Source organism: Alteromonas sp. ABH4_453, from assembly GCF_056160665.1.
This window is the reverse complement of the sequence record NZ_JBSWXP010000003.1, coordinates 340,096-357,135: the sequence shown is the minus strand read 5'-3', so window position 1 is coordinate 357,135 and position 17,040 is coordinate 340,096. Positions and strand designations below refer to the sequence as shown.

Genomic DNA, 17,040 nt, shown 5'->3' with positions numbered 1-17,040 from the left:
TAGGATCATAACAACAATGAAAATTCTTATTGCTGATGACGAAGCCCCCTTGCTACGCTTTCTATCACGAGGCTTAAGCGCTGAAGGTTTTGAGTGCATCGAAGAGTCGGCATTGCACAACTTAGTCACGCGCATTCGCCATGAAGCCCCTGCCATTATTGTACTTGATCGCATGTTTGGTGATGAGGATAGCGTAGAGCTGCTGCCCGCAATCAAGTCGCTTCCCCATGCCCCTATGGTTTTGTTGCTAACCGCGGTGGACGAAGTACGCGAGCGCGTGAATGGTTTAAAACAAGGCGCGGATGACTATTTGTGCAAGCCATTTGACTTTGACGAACTACTTGCGCGCATAACGGCCTTAAGCCGAAGAGTGACGAATACACCGGTTTCCCAATTAGGACTCACCATCGGACCGTTAAACATCGATGACGAGTCACGTATTGCGACATTGTCTGGGGAAGAGATTTCACTCACCAAACTAGAATACGACATGCTCAACTACTTCGCCGAAAATGCTGAAAAAGTGCTGTCTCGAGAACGCATATTAAGTCGAGTATGGCGAAGCCACAGCGATCCGCTAACTAATGTTGTTGATGTGTATATCAGTAGGCTGCGACAAAAGCTTCACAGCAGTGATGCCATATTTATTGAAACTCTTAGAGGCAACGGCTACCGGTTGACCACCAGAAAATAGTTGTTTCGTCTCATTAGCTATTGCATTCATGTGTTATCCCGCCTAATTTGAACACTCGTTCAAATTTATATAAAGGATAATTATGGCTCTCTCACCTGCTTCATTACTCTCAAAGCTATGTTGCGCAACCGCTGTAGGCATTAGTCTATTGTCATCACCTGTCTTCGCTCAGACAGACACCAGAGATGCCGCGCAGCCTGATAAGAATACAGCAATGTCTGCACGGGAATTGCGAGCACCAAAGGTTATCTTTTTCGATGTTAATGAGACCTTGCTTGACCTGACCGCCATGCGCAGTTCGGTAGGCGAAGCCTTGGGCGGTCGAGATGATTTGTTGCCACTGTGGTTCTCTACTATGCTGCATCATTCACTGGTTGATTCAACGACTGGCCGCTTTCATACCTTTGGAGAAATTGGCGTTGCCTCACTATTGATGGTCGCTGAGATTGAAGGTATTGAATTAACCAAAGAGCAAGCTAAAACAGCTATCGTCACGCCATTGCGAAGCCTACCACCCCATCCTGACGTGCGCGATGGCTTACAGGCACTAAAAGACAAGGGCTATAAACTGGTAAGCCTTACCAACTCTTCTAATCAAGGCGTATATACACAATTTAAGAATGCTGATCTTTTATCTTACTTCGACGAGCGACTAAGTGTAGAAGACATCAATCTGTACAAGCCCGATACACGCACGTATGAGTGGGCTATTGAAAAAATGGGGATAGAAGCAGAAGACGCTATGTTAGTGGCGGCACACGGTTGGGATATTGCTGGTGCTAAACAGGCAGGCTGGCAAGCCGCGTTCATTGCACGCCCCGGTAAGGTACTTTACCCGTTAGCAATAGCGCCCGATACTGTGGTAAGCGGACTAGATGAATTAGTCTCCCAATTACCCGATGTCAAATAAGCGTTAGGGTCTATGTTATCAAGCTAGTATCAAGGTGCACTCAAAAGCACAGCTTATCGGTTGGCGCGCACAAGCGTCTTGGCTTAATACTCAGGCTAAACGCCTGAGCCAAGGCTAATGCCAACCGATTTTTCGAACTAGGCTTTTGCCGTACCTGCTCTTTTCATATCGATGTGAGGAATATCGTCTTCCAAGTACATAGTCGAAGTGGCTTCAAACCCAAAGCTTTCATAAAAGCCTTTTAAATATTCTTGCGCGCCAATTTCAATATCACAGCCCGGCCATAGCGCCTCGCAATGATCAAGGGCTTCACGCATAAGCGCTTTACCAGCCCCCTTCCCTCTGAAGGTTTCGCTGGTAGCCACTCGGCCTATACTGACCGATGGATAACTTACCCCTTCGACAAGTAATCGTGCACACGCCACCAATTTGTTGTCTTGAAATCCCATTAAATGGTGTGTTTGCGGGTGGCGGTCTTTTTCATCAAGCTCAGGATAAGCACAGTTTTGTTCAACAACAAAAACATCGACTCGCAGCTTAAGCAGTTCGAAAAGTTGGTGATTCGTAAGTTCATTAAATGTGAGCGATTGCCAAGAAACCATGTTGCCTCGATGAGTTTTTATAATTAATGATTGAGCAGCGCCTTTAATGTGGCCTTTAACGATACTGGTTATACGATCCTGATATCTAGATACCAGTGTCAGTAAGCTAATATTAAGCGCTTTGTGACGATAACGATTGGTGTAGCGTAACGCAACCAAATTAATTAACTATACACTGCGCCATTATACTTCGTACTAGTACTACACTTCTCAATCAGAAGCTTCATCCCCTTTTTCCGACAGCAAGGTAACGGTAAATAAGCAGTTTTTTGATGAACTCAATCATTTGGTTGGCGTAATCAATTGGAACACTGTAACAAGAATGGTTATTGTGTATAAAGAAAATGTCGTGGAAATTAACACTGTCTTCTAAGACAAACACCACTTCGAAACAGGGGCAATAAATGAGTGATAAGCGCAACATCAAAACTTACGACAAACCCGCTGGCGGATGGGGCGCTTTGAAAAGTGTCACCCAAAGCTGGATCCAAAGCGAAAAGCCGCTTAAAAATTTGCGAGCAATGCTCAAAACCAACCAAGACAAAGGGTTTGACTGTCCTGGATGTGCTTGGGGTGAGTCGCCAGAAAGTGGATTAGTGAAGTTTTGTGAAAATGGTGCTAAAGCAGTGAATTGGGAGTCTACAGGCCGTTATGTCGACCCGGCGTTTTTCTCAAACCATTCTGTAGGCTCACTCAAGAAGCACACTGACTATTGGTTAGAATCACAAGGTAGACTCACCCACCCTATGCGCTTCAATGCTCAGACTGACCACTATGAACTCGTATCATGGGACGATGCCTTTGCACTTATCGCTAAACATCTAAATGCTTTACCTTCACCTCACCAAGCAGAATTTTATACCTCTGGACGCGCGAGTAACGAAGCCGCCTATCTCTACCAGTTATTCGTACGCGCATTTGGCACCAATAATTTTCCCGACTGTTCAAATATGTGTCACGAAGCGTCGGGCCAAGGGATGAAACCAACCATAGGTGTGGGTAAAGGTACGGTCACGTTTAACGATTTCGAAAAGGCCGACACCATATTTGTTATAGGCCAAAACCCGGGGACTAACCACCCTCGGATGCTAGAGCCGCTTCGCGATGCTGTTAGAAGAGGCGCTCAGGTAGTTTGCTTTAACCCGCTAAAAGAACGCGGTTTAGAAAAGTTCCAGCATCCTCAGCACCCTATCGAGATGCTGACCAATGGTTCAACTCCCACAAATACCGCCTATTTCAGGCCTGCTCTTGGTGGTGACATGGCGGTTATGCGCGGCATCGCTAAATGGCTTTTGACTTGGGAACATGAAGCCAGGGCGAACAATGATGCCCCCGTATTCGACCACGACTTTATTAATGCACATACCAATGGCATGGATGACTATCTGAGAACCGTTGAAGCGACGAGCTGGGAGCATATTGAAGCACAAAGCGGTTTATCAAAAGACGAAATACGTCACGCGGCCACAATGTACAAACGTGGAGAACGGGTCATTATGTGCTGGGCTATGGGAATTACACAGCACAAGCACTCTGTTGCTACGGTCCAAGAAATTGTGAATGTACAGTTATTGCGCGGAAACGTCGGCAAGCCTGGCGCAGGGCTATCGCCTGTTAGAGGCCATAGTAATGTACAAGGTGATAGAACCGTGGGTATTAACGAAGTACCGCCTAAAGCCTTGCTCGACGCGCTAGAATGCAAGTTTAACTTCGCCGTACCGCGAGAAAGAGGTCACAATACGATTCAAGCTATCCAGGCTATGGAAAGTGGTGAATCCAAAGTTTTCATCGGCCTAGGCGGTAATTTCGCCCAGGCGACGCCAGATACGCCGCGTACTCACGCTGCGCTGTCACAATGCGACTTAACCGTTCATATCGCCACCAAATTAAATCGTTCTCACCTAACCACAGGTAAAAATGCGCTCATTTTGCCATGCTTAGGTAGAACTGAAGTCGACATGCAGGCTAGCGGGCAACAAGGCGTGACTGTGGAAGATACGTTTTCTATGGTACATATCTCTTATGGCCTACTTCCGCCAAGCTCGCCCGAACTTCGCTCTGAACCCGCTATTATTGCTGGTATCGCGAAGGCTACGTTAGGCAACACACCGGTAAACTGGGACTTCTTAATAAGCGATTACGACAATATTCGTGAGCTCATTGCCGACACCATCGACGGTTTTAAAGACTTTAACACCAAACTCGCTCAACCAGGTGGTTTTCATTTAGGTAATGCAGCAGGTGAGAGACGCTGGTTAACACCATCGGGCAAAGCCGAGTTTGCCGCTAACGCCCTGCCTGATTCACTGTTAAATGCTGACCTTGTTGCGAAAGGTGAAAAGCCGGACCTCATTTTACAAACACTGCGCTCTCACGATCAGTACAACACAACCATCTATGGTATGGACGACCGCTATAGAAACGTGTTTGGCGCGCGGGACGTTCTTTTTGTTAATGAACGTGATATTCAGAAGCTGGGATTTAACGATGGCGATAAAGTCGACATTACGTCACTCTGGAACGACGGCAAAACACGCCAAGTTAAACAGTTTATGTTGGTGGCTTACGACATCCCGCAAGGTCAAGCGGCAGCATATTACCCCGAAACTAATCCGTTAGTACCACTAGAAAGCTACGGTGATGGCACGTTCACACCAACATCGAAATTTATCGCGATCAAACTTTCGAAATCTGTATCAGATGGCCGAATAGCAGTCTCTGCGGTGTAAGCTTTTCGATGCTTATCTCGTACTTATCAGTATTGGCCCTTTAAATCTAACTGGCTCGCTGCGCACTACTTTTCTTGCGGTGCGTAAGCTCTTGGAGGGTCATACTTAGGTACATGGATCAGGGTGAGACCGTAACGGCTTGCCCACTTTACTGATAACGCTGTAGGAGCAGAAAGCGTTACTACCAAAGGTAATTTTGCTCTTATCGCTTTTTGTACTAGTTCTAAGCTACAGCGACTGGTTAGTACTACAAGGCAATCCTTCTGATAAAGTTTATTAGCCGCGATTGCCCCAATTAATTTATCAAATGCGTTATGTCTTCCTATATCTTCACGACATGCCAATACATTGCGCTCGGCATCAATATAAAGTGCGCCGTGTACTGCACCGCTCTGCTGCGCTAATGCTTGAGCGTTGCTTATAAGGCTACGCAAACCTTTAAACCAGCTCACATCGGGTAAAGGTGATACTCTAATAGGCGTTAATTGAGGCATAGCGTTGTCTAACGCCTCAACGCCGCAGAGCCCACAGCCAGAATTACCCGCCAATTGCCGTTTATTTTCCTTTAACTTCCAGAACGCCTGATTGGCAATTTCAACTTCAGCATTAATGTGTTCTTTGTGGTGGGTCAATTCGATACTGTAAAGCTGACGAGGATGCTCGATAACGTCGTTGCTTAAACTGAAGCCTATGATGAAATCTTCAATATGTTTTGGCGTAATAAGCATTACTGCATAGTTGATACCGTTGTAACTAATGCTTAATGCGACCTCTTCAGCAAGAGTAAAACGTTGAGTTTCAGATTTACCATCTAAAACTAATGCTTGGTGTTCAGCGTTATATGTCATCAGGCCAATCACCTGGCGTATTAACATTAAGCCATTGTGCCTCGTCCACACGGGTTGTTTTTTCGCCCTGTTTTCCTTGCTCGCCATCTACCCTTTTTGTGTGCGCAAGATTAGCTTCTTCAAGAGCAATGGCTTTTAGGCTTTCTAAAAACCCCACTACACGTCGCTTGTTTTGAGTAACCAAGTAGTGAGTTAGCAAAGCGTTAGTATTGTGCATAACAGACAAGTAGAAAGGCAGAAAGCGTTTTTTCACGTAAACCGACCGTTGGGCTTCCCGCCCAGATGATACTAGCGTTTTCAAAAGCTCAGGCGTCATCTGGGGCATATCCACGGGAAGGACAAGCAATTCGATAGGGCTGCCGTTGCCCTCATTTGAATTACATAAAACATCCAGTGCCGCATGCACACCACCCAGTGGACCCGCATCGTCAATTTTATCATTTAAAAAATTTGGCGCATTACGGCTGATTAATACCTCATCACACCCTGCAGCCTTTAACAGTGATGAAGCATGCTCAATAAGCGTGCTACCCTGATAACGCATAAGGGCTTTATCTTGTCCCATTCTGCGCGACTGGCCACCCGCTAACACGAGTCCGATAAGAGTTTTATTCACTTTATGTTTCTGTCTTATCAAGCTTTCCCTCATTCTTTATTTTGAAAATTCAAAACACTGCTTAGCCATAGAAAGCTAGGCCTAGGTTAGGTTACACAGATTGCAGAAGGCGCGCACTACTTCGTAGAGGCTTTTTTCTGAATATTAAGTAGAATGAAAGTAGAAACAGCCATACTGTTGCGGCTTCACTCACCGAATGGGTAACAGTAGTTAAATAGCCAATATCAGCAAACGAAGCTACAGTGGTATCACTTAGTGTAATTGGATAGGGCCCGAGATACCCTGTCATTAAGTCAGAAGAACCACCGGGCCACAGCTCGTCCCAATGACTGTTGGCAGTACCTGCGCCACCGCCAAGTTCAACAGGAATAAAGGTGGCGTCTTCGACAAACTCACGGCGGTAGATTTCCAAAGCGTATTCTCCAGTGTAGCGCCCTGTGCCATTGACGTAATTAGACTGGCTCCCCGCGATAAAAAAATCAGTCGTCCACAAAGTGCCAAACCCAATAACATGAGCCATTTCGTGCACGATAACATCGAAAAGTGTGCCGTTATTTTCCATGTTAATTAGATCTGCCGTATCAAACCGCATGCGACCTTTATTAGCATAAACATAAGTACTATCGGAAAACTGAGTAATACTCGACGGGCCGGCACTACCTAGTACCCCGCCCGTACCATCAATCGGTACTCCACTCGCCTCTATAATAATACTATGGTCAAAAGAGCTTTGAACGCCTATTAAGTATGATTCCCAATAGGCTATTGCGTCGTCAAATGCACTAGATTGTGAGGGTGTTAACCCTCCAAGATTAGTAATAGAAATGTTGAATAGCCCAGCACTTACAGGTAGTGACATACACAGTGTTACTGCGACACCTAAAACCAGCTTCGGTAAACCTTTCATAGCTTCACTCCTGAATTAAAAAACTTCCACTGCAAAAAAGATAACCAGCAATGCTTGTGCGCTTTTAAAACTATAGTCGAGAGAGTCGAGGTTAGATGATCTTTTAAGTTTAACTATGTAACGGCTAAGCAAATAAATTCTAAAGAAAATTTTTTAACAACGCTTGCCAAATGCAATCTGTTACAGCAAAAAATGGGGTTTAAAAAGGCAGTTAAGCCAGTTGCAATATAAAGGTATAAGCAGAAATAGTGTTTGCGGCAGTGTGTATGATGATGAGCAAGTAAAATAAAGACTAAGAAAATTTACTCACCACCTAATTCCACGCCAAAAGGTGGTGAGAACAAACCGGCTACCAGGTCAAATCATCTGGGATTTCATAATCGGCATACCAGTCGTCTTCTGCTTCGTCTTTACCGTCATTACCACTCTTGTCCAAATCAGCACGATAGATTATTGAAGCTTCATCACGCTGAGCAATCTTGTCAGCAACCGGCGTAGGAACCAGCTCGTAAGCATCGTCTAGCAATACCACGGTCAAACGACCCTTTGTGACCTGCCTGTGCATTTCTTCGCTTACGTACATCCGTTTAACGACATTGTCGTGAGTAAAGTTGAGAAGCGTTTCGCCGTTACGCGGTTGTTTGTTTACTGTAATAAGTTGCCTGACCTGTGCGGCTATCGAGCGCTTCTCCCTTTCTTGCTGTTGAAGTTGATTTAGCTCTCGTGAACGCGCTTTTTTCTCTTCTGCGGCTTTTTGAGCTGCAATCGTCGCCTCATCTACAACAGGTTGACTTTGCTTGTTTTTTTGCTTTTGTTTTTTGCGTTTATCCGCTCGCGCTTGCTTTGCAGACGCTTTATCAGCCAATCCGGCTTTTAGAAGTTGATCTTGTAAAGAGGCCATAACTCACTCTCTATTGATTTATTAACGAGCCTTGCATTGTGCGTGCAGCAAGACGCTAAAAGACATCTTATGACGTAATAAGCCCGAATAAATCCGGGCTTATTGCTTAGTCTTTAAAGTATTATATTAACTTTGAATTACTTTTTCTTGGCTTTTGACTTAGCCGCCGGCTTTTTCGCTGCCTGCTCCTGCCACTTGCCGTTGTCGTGCCACGCCGACCACCCGGTGGCTTTTCCGTTTTCGTTTTCGGACATCACATACTGCTGTTTGGTCTTTCTGCTGTAGCGAACTATTGCAGGGTTACCATCAGGGTCTGTTTTTGGCGCATCAGCAAGATAATAGAATTTCGGCGATATTCTATCTCTAAAGCGGGCAAGTTCTTCCACTTTCGGCGCACGAGTCTCGCGTGACTTAGGGAAGTTATGCGCTGCCAAGAAAATGCCCGACGCCCCATCGCGTAGCATAAAGTGAGCGTCAGACTTTTCACACGGAAGCTCAGGTAAATCGACCGGATCTTCTTTAGGTGGCGCAGCTTCCCCGTTTCTTAGCAGCTTACGGGTATTCTTACATTCTTCGTTAGTACAGCCGAAGTATTTACCAAACCGACCGTTCTTAAGCTCCATATCACTGCCGCATTTATCGCATTCGATAATGGGGCCGTCGTAGCCTTTAATTTTAAATGTTCCCGTCTCAACCAAGATGCCATCACAGGTGGGGTTGTTACCACAAACGTGAAGCTTACGGGTCTCGTCTACCAAATAACTGTCCATAGCAGTGCCACATTTAGGGCAACGCTTTTTAGAGCGAAGCGCTTCTGTTTCAAGCTCTTCCTCGTCATCTACCTTCACCACTTCATCACCAGGCGTTAGGTTCATGGTGTTGGTGCAACGCTCTTTAGGCGGTAAGTTATAACCTGAACAGCCCAAAAATACGCCGGTTGAAGCCGTTCTCACATTCATTTCGCGGCCGCATTTGTCGCATGCAATATCCGTAGGTATTGCCTGATTTAGGCGCATACCGCCCTCTTCAGGATCTTTTTCGGCGTTCAGCAGTTTCCCATAGAAGCCGCTGTAGAATTCATTAAGAACATCTTTCCAATCTTTATTGCCTTCAGCAATATCATCAAGATGCTGTTCCATGTTTGCCGTGAAATCGTAGCTCATTAAATCGTCGAAGTTTTCCATCAGACGATCGTTGACTATCTCTCCCATTTTCTCGGCGTAGAAACGTTTATTTTCCAAACGCACATAGCCGCGGTCTTGTATGGTTGAAATGATACTAGCATACGTAGAAGGACGACCAATGCCGCGTTTTTCAAGCTCTTTCACCAAAGACGCTTCGTTAAATCGCGCTATTGGCTTAGTGAAGTGTTGCTTAGGATCAAGCGCTTTTAAGTCAAGCACATCACCTTTTTGAACATCGGGCAACATAAGCTCTTCTTCGCCTTTTTTGCGAAGCTGAGGCTGCACGCGCGTCCAACCGTCAAACTTAAGTACTCGGCCTTTTGCTGTAAGTTCGTAGTCCCCTGCCGCTACTTTGATGGTAGTTGCATCGTACTTTGCCGGCGTCATTTGACACGCTAAAAACTGGCGCCAAATAAGCTCATATAGACGCTGTGCATCGCGCTCCATATCACCTAGACTTGCAGCACTAATGCTCACATTTGAAGGTCGAATCGCTTCGTGCGCTTCCTGCGCACCCTCTTTACTTCCATAGCGGTTAGGCGAATCTGGTAAATACTTATCACCAAAATTATCTGAGATATAAGCTCGCGCGCTATCTACTGCCTCTTGACTCAAATTGGTCGAATCAGTACGCATATAGGTGATGTAACCCGCCTCATAAAGGCGCTGAGCCATCATCATGGTTTTCTTAACACCGAAGCCCAAACGTGTGCTCGCTGCTTGTTGCAGCGTAGAGGTAATAAATGGCGCAGAAGGACGACTTTGCGTTGGCTTCGACTCGCGGCTTTCTACCGTGTAGCTAGCCCTTTCTAATTCAGCAAGTGCTTTGTCTGTTTCAGCTTTGTTTTTAGGCTTAAATGCATTACCTTGATGCTTGGCAACCAACATACGAAGCGCTGCTTTTTGTTGACTGGTCAAGTCTGCATGTACATCCCAGAACTCTTCTGGGACGAAGGCTTTTATTTCGCGCTCTCGCTCGACAACAAGCCTAACCGCTACCGATTGAACACGCCCAGCTGAAAGGCCGCGCGCAATCTTTTTCCACAGCAATGGCGACACCATAAAGCCCACAACGCGGTCTAGGAATCGGCGTGCTTGCTGCGCATTGACACGCGATATATTTAGCTCGCCCGGGTCTGAAAATGCTTCTTGAATCGCATTTTTAGTAATTTCGTTGAACACTACCCGCTGATATATCTTATCTTTTTTGCCTAGCAGCTCTTGTAAATGCCACGCAATCGCTTCTCCCTCGCGGTCCAAATCCGTTGCGAGATAGATAGTGTCAGCGTCTTTTGCGAGCTTTTTAAGTTCGTTGACTACCTTTTCTTTACCCTGCAGCACCTGATAGTGAGCCTTCCAGTCTTTCTCTGGATCAACGCCCATTCTGTCTACAAGTTTTAAGTATTCGTGACGACGAAGATATTCTTGACGCTCTTCTTCGCCTAAAGTTTTGAGTTCTTTAGCCGGTTTTTTAGGCTCTACTTTGCCTAACGCCTTCGTCGGAAGATCTCGAACATGGCCAACCGAACTTTTTACGATAAAATCTTTGCCAAGATATTTATTTATCGTTTTTGCTTTGGCTGGTGACTCGACTATGACCAGTGATTTTGCCATATAATTGAACTAAACCTATTGATTTTTAATGACTATTTACGTCAATTTCTGAAAACTGGAGCAGCCCGACACTATATATAGGGTACTCGCTCTTTTTTAACATATATCTACAAAGTGAATGGAAAACAAGATCTTCTTCATACTTATTCTTCCCACCGCTCTAAACGCGCACAAAAACTGCACATTAAATGAGCAGTGCGATTGGCATCGGTCTTAAAAGCCGTATAATGCCAGCCATTCCAACCTGACCTTACAACGCACTCAGGTTTAAAGACGTGCCGTGTTTGACTCTGAGAAAAGCGAAAGCGTTACCGTTGCTATGAACTTATTCGCAGTATCTTTAAGAATGTAGCATATGGGGTCAACAGCAAAAACTACAAGAATGAGGGAAAGTATGAAGCAGTTTGAAGTTAACTTTGATGGTCTTGTTGGCCCTACCCACAACTATGCCGGCTTATCGTTTGGCAATGTCGCTTCCCTAAACAATGCGAATGCCAAAAGCAGCCCTAAGCAGGCTGCAAAGCAGGGTCTTGCAAAAGCAAAAGCGTTGGCCGATATGGGAATGGTTCAAGGTGTATTAGCTCCGCAAGAACGCCCTGATATTGCGGCACTTCGTCGATTAGGCTTTACCGGTTCTGATGCCCGCGTGCTAGAAAGCGCTGCAAAGCAGTCTCGCGAGATTTTCTTGGCATGTTGCTCTGCTAGTAGCATGTGGACTGCAAACGCCGCCACTGTGTCTCCTAGTGCCGATACTGCCGATGGTCGCGTTCACTTTACCCCTGCAAACTTAACGAACAAGTTTCATCGCTCACTAGAGCCTCAGGTTACAGGCAATATTTTGCGCGGCACATTCGCCAATGAAAAACATTTTGCCCACCATCAGCACCTGCCAGATAACGAGCATTTTGGTGACGAAGGTGCAGCCAACCATACACGCCTATGCAGCAATTATGGGCAGGCTGGCGTTGAGTTGTTTGTTTATGGTCGTCACGCATTTGATACCAGCAAACCTGCACCGACAAAATACCCGGCTCGCCAAACATTAGAAGCATGCCAAGCAGTCGCTCGCTTACACGGTCTAGACGACGATGGCGTAGTTTACATGCAGCAAAATCCTAATGTTATCGACCAAGGTGTGTTTCACAACGATGTGATTGCCGTAGGTAACCAAAACGTGTTGTTTTTCCATGAGCAGGCGTTTTATCAAAAAGAAGCGGGCTTCAAAGAGCTTCAGGCAAAATTTGGCAGCCAGCCACTTCACTTCATTGAAGTACCTACTGCTGAAGTTTCTGTTCAAGACGCAGTAAAAACCTACTTGTTCAATACGCAAATTATAACGCTTCCAGGTGGCGATATGACCATAATAGCGCCAACTGAATGTCAGGAAAACGAAGCCGTTAAGCGTTATTTAGACAAGCTAGTTACACTAGGTACGCCAATTAAGTCGGTTAACTATTTCGATGTTAAACAAAGTATGCGCAATGGCGGCGGCCCGGCGTGTTTGCGTTTGCGCGTTGCAATGAATGACCAAGAACTTTCCGCGGTTAATCAAAATACGTTAATCAACGATACCCAGTTTGCTCGCTTAAATACCTGGGTCGACAAGCACTATCGCGATGAGCTTAGTGAAGATGACCTTCGCGATCCTCAGCTACTGATTGAGTCGCGCACTGCTCTAGATGAGCTTACGCAAATTCTGAAGATTGGTTCGGTTTATCCGTTCCAGCAGGCGTAATATCTAAACAGTTAAAAACCAAAAAGAAAGCCGGCTATTAGCCGGCTTTTTAATGCTTTAAATGGTACGTAACGTTACGGCGTAACCAAGGTACACTGGTCGGTCACACCAAACGGGTTAGCCGGCGGTGATGCGCCTTCATCGGTCACATCTTCAGCCGATATACTTAATGTATAATTCATCGAAGCCTGTGCTTCACTACCGGTAGACTGGCCGAAAACGGAAATAACAGCATCATACCAAACCGCATAACTGCTCGGATAACGGTACTCCAATTCTGCATAGCCATTTTCATCTGTTTCAGCGTTGCCGTTAGCAAAGGTTATAGTTCCCACTAATCCAGGCGTGAGCATCTCGTCGCCGTTAGTGTCTTCATTGGTTGGAGTTGTATCCAAGATGCCGTTATCGTTGATATCTTCCGTGAGACAATTCTGGTTAACTATGGCTATCCATTGTGATTCATCATCATCATATACCCAGAACCCTGTGCGATATTCACCATTATCCACATATTTTGCCGGCGCGACCGATGCAGTTAAACTCACACCTCTGACTGGCTGCCCAGCAGAGTCTGAGACAAATACACTGAAGCGCTTTAAGTATGATGTAGATGTAGGTTCTTCGAGCTCATTACCCGTTCCCAAAGAGATATCGAATGCACGAGCACCTACGGTCAAGGTAACTTGATCATCGATCGCTGAATCTTCAGCAACAAAGGCAGTAACAACTACAGACTCTAGGGTTGAAACCGAGCCTGACGTAAAGACTGTTGTAGCTATTCCCTTACTGTCGGTAGTTGCTTGAGAGGGCGATACGAATCCGGTAGACACGTCAGAGACAGTAAAGTTAACCACACTGTTTTTTACCAAATTACCATCTACATCGCGAACCACCGCGCTAATCGTGCTGGTTTGTCCATCAGGGCCTAAAATATCAGGCGATGCATCAGCAATAAGCGTGTGCGGTGTAGTAGCTATGAACTCAATTTGAGTGAGTGCTGAAACCAACACGTTACCGCTTCCATCGCTTGCCGTTGCGGTGATTGAAGAGATGCCAGCATTGTTGGCGCTAATATCAATACTTGCTTGTCCTTCTGAATCGGTTTGTACTGAAGAGTTGCCGTCAATTACGCCTCGTGATGCGCTAAAGGTCACCTCTTGGCCTACTACTGGCGTGTTGTTTTGACGCCATTGCACGGTGATAGTCTGTGTTTGCCCTAACGGCACTTCTTCTGTTGGTAAGTTAACGAAGTTAAATTCATCCTGCTGTACCTGCACCGTAAAGCTTGTTTCAGCATTAAGTGCTGATGCAGTAATGGTATTTTCTCCAGAGGCAGATGCTGTATATGACACAGTAGCTTGTCCGTTAGCCCCGGTATTAACCGTGGCGCTGCTAAGGGTGCCGTTTGTGGCACTTAAGGCAACATCTTCATTTTTTATAGACTCGCCATCTGAGTCTTGAAGGCGGATAGTATAATCAACAGTGTCATTTAAAATGACTGAAGACGCGCCGTTGATAGTTACTTCTGTTCCGGCAATTGTAATATTAACCGACTCAGTAAGGCTGCCCGCGCCGGCTGTAATAGTAATCGTACGGTTTGATTTATCGTTTTGCGACGTCAGTATTGCACGGGCGGTACCATCTGAAAGGGTAACGGGTTGCGTGAGCTGAAGCTCAACGCCATCGCCTGTCGCTGCCGAGAAGCTTACCTCAACCCCTTCCATCAACACGCTTTGCTCATTTTTAACTAGTGCAATGAGTTCGACTTCATCACTACCGCTTGAAGCCAGCTGAATACTGTCAGCGAAAAGCTCCAGAGATGCCGGGTTTTCACTTACCGTTGTACTGCCTTCAGAACTAAAAGTCGTCGAGTCTGTTTCACCAGTAGGTAAAGTAGCCGTTACTTCGCCGTCACCAGACGCGCTTCCTACCGACATACCTATTGTTGCAATACCTTCTGCGTTAGTAAGTGCAGTCGCTGTGTCATTTGAAAAGGTAGCCAGCTCATCGTTACTTAGTGAAAAGGTAAGCAACAGATCTGCCTGAGGTTCACCCAGTGAATTTGTTACCGTTGCAACTGCCGTCAACGCATTGCTCGATGAAAGGTTGTTATCAGCCTCGCCGCTATCATTTTGCAACGAGAGAGAAACGCTAATTGTAGAAGGGTCTGTGCCGGTAACTGCGGTCGCAGAAAACGTTGTCGTTCCTGTTTCGCCACTGCCTAGCGCTGCGGTAATTTCACCATCACCCGAAGCCGTGCTTGCATCTAAACGAATTCTGGCGACACCGCTTGAGTTAGTTCTTGCAGTGCCGGTATCATTTCCAAACTCGGCAAGTTCCTCGTTACTCAGGGTAAAAGTTAGCAGAGCATCTGAGTGCGGATTCCCGTCTTCATCTGTCACAGTCGCTACCGCAAACAGGCTGTTGTTTTCTGATAAGTTGTTGTCGCTTGCGCCACTTTCATTTTCTAACGATAAGGCAATTGAATAGGTAGGCGTGGTTGTACCGCCGTCTCCGCTTCCATTATCCGTGTTATCCCGAGAGACTGAAGAGCCGCCCCCACCACATGCTGTTAGCATAAATATTGCGCTAATTAAGCTTAGCACTCTCGCTAATGTCGACATAATTCGTTCCTGAACCTCTTTTATTGACAATTGCGTCGTTTTTTATGTTTAAAAATCAACTGAATCTGGCACACTACGAAAGATTAAAAATATAAAAATGCACAGGAAACATTAATGTCTTCATCTGCACATAAATATAGTTTAACCGCTCGCATATTTATCGGCATGGCTGCCGGTATCTTGACTGGTGTCTTTCTCCAATTATTGTTTGATGATAGCGGAGATTTTACTTTTTCGATATTCGGTTTAGAGCTCTCAACGTATAACATTCTTGTCGAAGGTATATTTTCTACTCTCGGACAAATATTTATCGCTAGCTTAAAAATGCTGGTGGTTCCCCTTGTCTTCGTATCCCTTATTTGTGGCACTAGTACTTTATCAGATCCAAGCAAGCTAGGAAGACTTGGCGCTAAGTCAGTCGGACTCTATGTTGTCACAACCGCAATCGCCATAACACTAGCCATGAGTATAGCTTTAGTCGTTTCTCCTGGTGACGGACTCAATCTTACTACTGAAACCACGTTCCAAGCGAAAGAGGCTCCTAGCCTTTCAGACGTTATTGTCAATATGTTTCCTAGTAACCCAATAAACTCGATGGCACAGGGCAATATGCTTCAAATCATCGTTTTTGCAGTACTGTTCGGTATAGCAATGGCAATGACGGGTGATGCTGGCAAGCGCCTTACCGCTATTTTTGAAGACATCAATACGGTAATCATGCGTTTGGTGACAATCATCATGAACCTAGCGCCTTACGGCGTGTACGTGTTGATGGCGAAGCTATTTTCAACAATAGGCGGCGAAACTATATTAAGTTTGGCGAAGTATTTCTTCTTAGTATTTGGCGTGTTAATTCTTCACGGCCTCGTAACCTACTCTGTTCTGCTAAAAGCCTTGGCAGGGCTGAACCCCATTATATTGATGAAGAAAATGCGCGACGCTGCACTTTTTGCTTTTAGTACGTCGAGCAGCAGCGCTACTCTGCCTGTTACTATGGAAACCGCTAAAAACAAATTAGGTGTTGGTAATTCAGTTTCTTCATTCACGCTGCCTTTGGGCGCAACAATTAACATGGACGGTACCGCCATCATGCAAGGCGTTGCGACGGTATTCATCGCCCAGGTTTACGCTGTCGATTTAAGTCTAAGTGACTATATGATGGTAGTACTTACCGCCACTCTTGCTTCTATCGGAACCGCTGGTGTACCTGGTGTTGGCCTTATTATGCTTGCAATGGTGTTGCAGCAAGTGAATTTACCCGTTGAAGGTATAGCGCTTATTATCGGCGTAGATAGGCTATTGGATATGACACGTACGGCAGTAAACATTACGGGTGACTGTATGGTGTCTTGCGTCGTTGCGAAGAGCGAAGGCGCATTAGATGAAAGTGTCTACAACGACCCTAAAGCAGGGTTAAAACAAGAAGATGTTGATTTCGAACATTTCGAAAGGAACAAATAGCCCATACATAGCACCAGTTGGGTGTAATGCTCACACAAAGCCAGTGTTGCAGCAGCGTACAAACTAACCGTAAAACAAGGCCAGCATTATTCGCTGGCCTTTTTTTGCTGCTGTACTGCATGAGTTTAGCTACAGCCATCACCCGCATTAGTTCGATACCGCCTTTCTGCCAGAGAAACCGTCAGTTTTCTATATGGCCAAACAGCAAAGCCTAG

At 45.7% G+C, this 17,040-nt stretch carries 12 protein-coding genes; 5 read left to right on the top strand and 7 right to left on the bottom strand.

What is annotated here, in order from left to right; all coding sequences use genetic code 11:
• Positions 1 to 16 precede the first annotated feature (16 nt).
• Positions 17 to 694 (top strand): response regulator transcription factor, encoded by a 678-nt coding sequence (locus ACXAGV_RS07875; RefSeq protein ID WP_474872775.1) that lies wholly within the window; start codon positions 17 to 19, stop codon positions 692 to 694.
• An 82-nt stretch (positions 695 to 776) separates the two neighbouring features.
• The gene (locus ACXAGV_RS07870) at positions 777 to 1,604 is read left to right on the top strand and encodes a haloacid dehalogenase type II (RefSeq protein WP_474872774.1); all 828 of its coding nucleotides are present in this window, start codon (positions 777 to 779) and stop codon (positions 1,602 to 1,604) included.
• Between the two features lie 137 nt (positions 1,605 to 1,741).
• Here the strand turns inward: ACXAGV_RS07870 and ACXAGV_RS07865 are convergent, their stop codons facing one another.
• Positions 1,742 to 2,206 (bottom strand): GNAT family N-acetyltransferase, encoded by a 465-nt coding sequence (locus ACXAGV_RS07865; RefSeq protein ID WP_474872923.1) that lies wholly within the window; start codon positions 2,204 to 2,206, stop codon positions 1,742 to 1,744.
• Between the two features lie 404 nt (positions 2,207 to 2,610).
• On the opposite strand from ACXAGV_RS07865, the gene ACXAGV_RS07860 reads away from it, so the two are divergent.
• Positions 2,611 to 4,935: an FdhF/YdeP family oxidoreductase gene (locus ACXAGV_RS07860; RefSeq protein ID WP_474872773.1), complete on the top strand. Its 2,325-nt coding sequence runs from the start codon at positions 2,611 to 2,613 to the stop codon at positions 4,933 to 4,935.
• A 65-nt stretch (positions 4,936 to 5,000) separates the two neighbouring features.
• Here ACXAGV_RS07860 and fdhD read toward each other — a convergent pair whose 3' ends face one another.
• The 5 genes from fdhD to topA all read right to left on the bottom strand — a co-directional run bounded on the left by fdhD (position 5,001) and on the right by topA (position 11,005).
• A complete protein-coding gene (gene fdhD / locus ACXAGV_RS07855) occupies positions 5,001 to 5,783 on the bottom strand; it encodes a formate dehydrogenase accessory sulfurtransferase FdhD (protein ID WP_474872772.1) in 783 nt (260 codons plus the stop codon).
• Positions 5,773 to 6,399, bottom strand: a complete 627-nt coding sequence (gene mobA, locus ACXAGV_RS07850) for a molybdenum cofactor guanylyltransferase (protein ID WP_474872771.1) — start codon at positions 6,397 to 6,399, stop codon at positions 5,773 to 5,775. The genes fdhD and mobA overlap by 11 nt, the downstream gene beginning before the upstream one ends.
• A gap of 91 nt (positions 6,400 to 6,490) precedes the next feature.
• Positions 6,491 to 7,306, bottom strand: a complete 816-nt coding sequence (locus tag ACXAGV_RS07845) for a leishmanolysin-related zinc metalloendopeptidase (protein ID WP_474872770.1) — start codon at positions 7,304 to 7,306, stop codon at positions 6,491 to 6,493.
• A gap of 349 nt (positions 7,307 to 7,655) precedes the next feature.
• A complete protein-coding gene (locus ACXAGV_RS07840; protein WP_474872769.1) occupies positions 7,656 to 8,207 on the bottom strand; it encodes a DUF2058 domain-containing protein in 552 nt (183 codons plus the stop codon).
• A gap of 137 nt (positions 8,208 to 8,344) precedes the next feature.
• Positions 8,345 to 11,005: a type I DNA topoisomerase gene (gene topA, locus ACXAGV_RS07835; RefSeq protein ID WP_474872768.1), complete on the bottom strand. Its 2,661-nt coding sequence runs from the start codon at positions 11,003 to 11,005 to the stop codon at positions 8,345 to 8,347.
• 394 nt (positions 11,006 to 11,399) lie between these two features.
• Here topA and astB point away from each other — a divergent pair, with 394 nt between their 5' ends.
• Positions 11,400 to 12,740: an N-succinylarginine dihydrolase gene (gene astB, locus ACXAGV_RS07830; protein WP_474872767.1), complete on the top strand. Its 1,341-nt coding sequence runs from the start codon at positions 11,400 to 11,402 to the stop codon at positions 12,738 to 12,740.
• A 74-nt stretch (positions 12,741 to 12,814) separates the two neighbouring features.
• On the opposite strand, the gene ACXAGV_RS07825 is transcribed toward astB, so the two are convergent.
• Positions 12,815 to 15,364, bottom strand: coding sequence for an Ig-like domain-containing protein (locus ACXAGV_RS07825; RefSeq protein ID WP_474872766.1), 2,550 nt, complete (start codon positions 15,362 to 15,364; stop codon positions 12,815 to 12,817).
• Positions 15,365 to 15,478: 114 nt separating this feature from the next.
• Between ACXAGV_RS07825 and ACXAGV_RS07820 the strand changes: the two genes are divergently transcribed.
• Positions 15,479 to 16,825 (top strand): dicarboxylate/amino acid:cation symporter, encoded by a 1,347-nt coding sequence (locus ACXAGV_RS07820; protein ID WP_474872765.1) that lies wholly within the window; start codon positions 15,479 to 15,481, stop codon positions 16,823 to 16,825.
• The last annotated feature ends 215 nt before the right edge of the window (positions 16,826 to 17,040 follow it).

Excerpts from the sequence above, each read along its gene's own strand:
- astB (WP_474872767.1), top strand. The coding sequence starts at position 11,400 with ATGAAGCAGTTTGAAGTTAACTTTGATGGTCTTGTTGGCCCTACCCAC.
- ACXAGV_RS07825 (WP_474872766.1), bottom strand. The coding sequence starts at position 15,364 with ATGTCGACATTAGCGAGAGTGCTAAGCTTAATTAGCGCAATATTTATG.
- ACXAGV_RS07840 (WP_474872769.1), bottom strand. The coding sequence starts at position 8,207 with ATGGCCTCTTTACAAGATCAACTTCTAAAAGCCGGATTGGCTGATAAA.
- ACXAGV_RS07875 (WP_474872775.1), top strand. The coding sequence starts at position 17 with ATGAAAATTCTTATTGCTGATGACGAAGCCCCCTTGCTACGCTTTCTA.
- ACXAGV_RS07860 (WP_474872773.1), top strand. The coding sequence starts at position 2,611 with ATGAGTGATAAGCGCAACATCAAAACTTACGACAAACCCGCTGGCGGA.
- ACXAGV_RS07845 (WP_474872770.1), bottom strand. The coding sequence starts at position 7,306 with ATGAAAGGTTTACCGAAGCTGGTTTTAGGTGTCGCAGTAACACTGTGT.
- ACXAGV_RS07865 (WP_474872923.1), bottom strand. The coding sequence starts at position 2,206 with ATGGTTTCTTGGCAATCGCTCACATTTAATGAACTTACGAATCACCAA.
- ACXAGV_RS07870 (WP_474872774.1), top strand. The coding sequence starts at position 777 with ATGGCTCTCTCACCTGCTTCATTACTCTCAAAGCTATGTTGCGCAACC.
- fdhD (WP_474872772.1), bottom strand. The coding sequence starts at position 5,783 with ATGACATATAACGCTGAACACCAAGCATTAGTTTTAGATGGTAAATCT.
- topA (WP_474872768.1), bottom strand. The coding sequence starts at position 11,005 with ATGGCAAAATCACTGGTCATAGTCGAGTCACCAGCCAAAGCAAAAACG.
- ACXAGV_RS07820 (WP_474872765.1), top strand. The coding sequence starts at position 15,479 with ATGTCTTCATCTGCACATAAATATAGTTTAACCGCTCGCATATTTATC.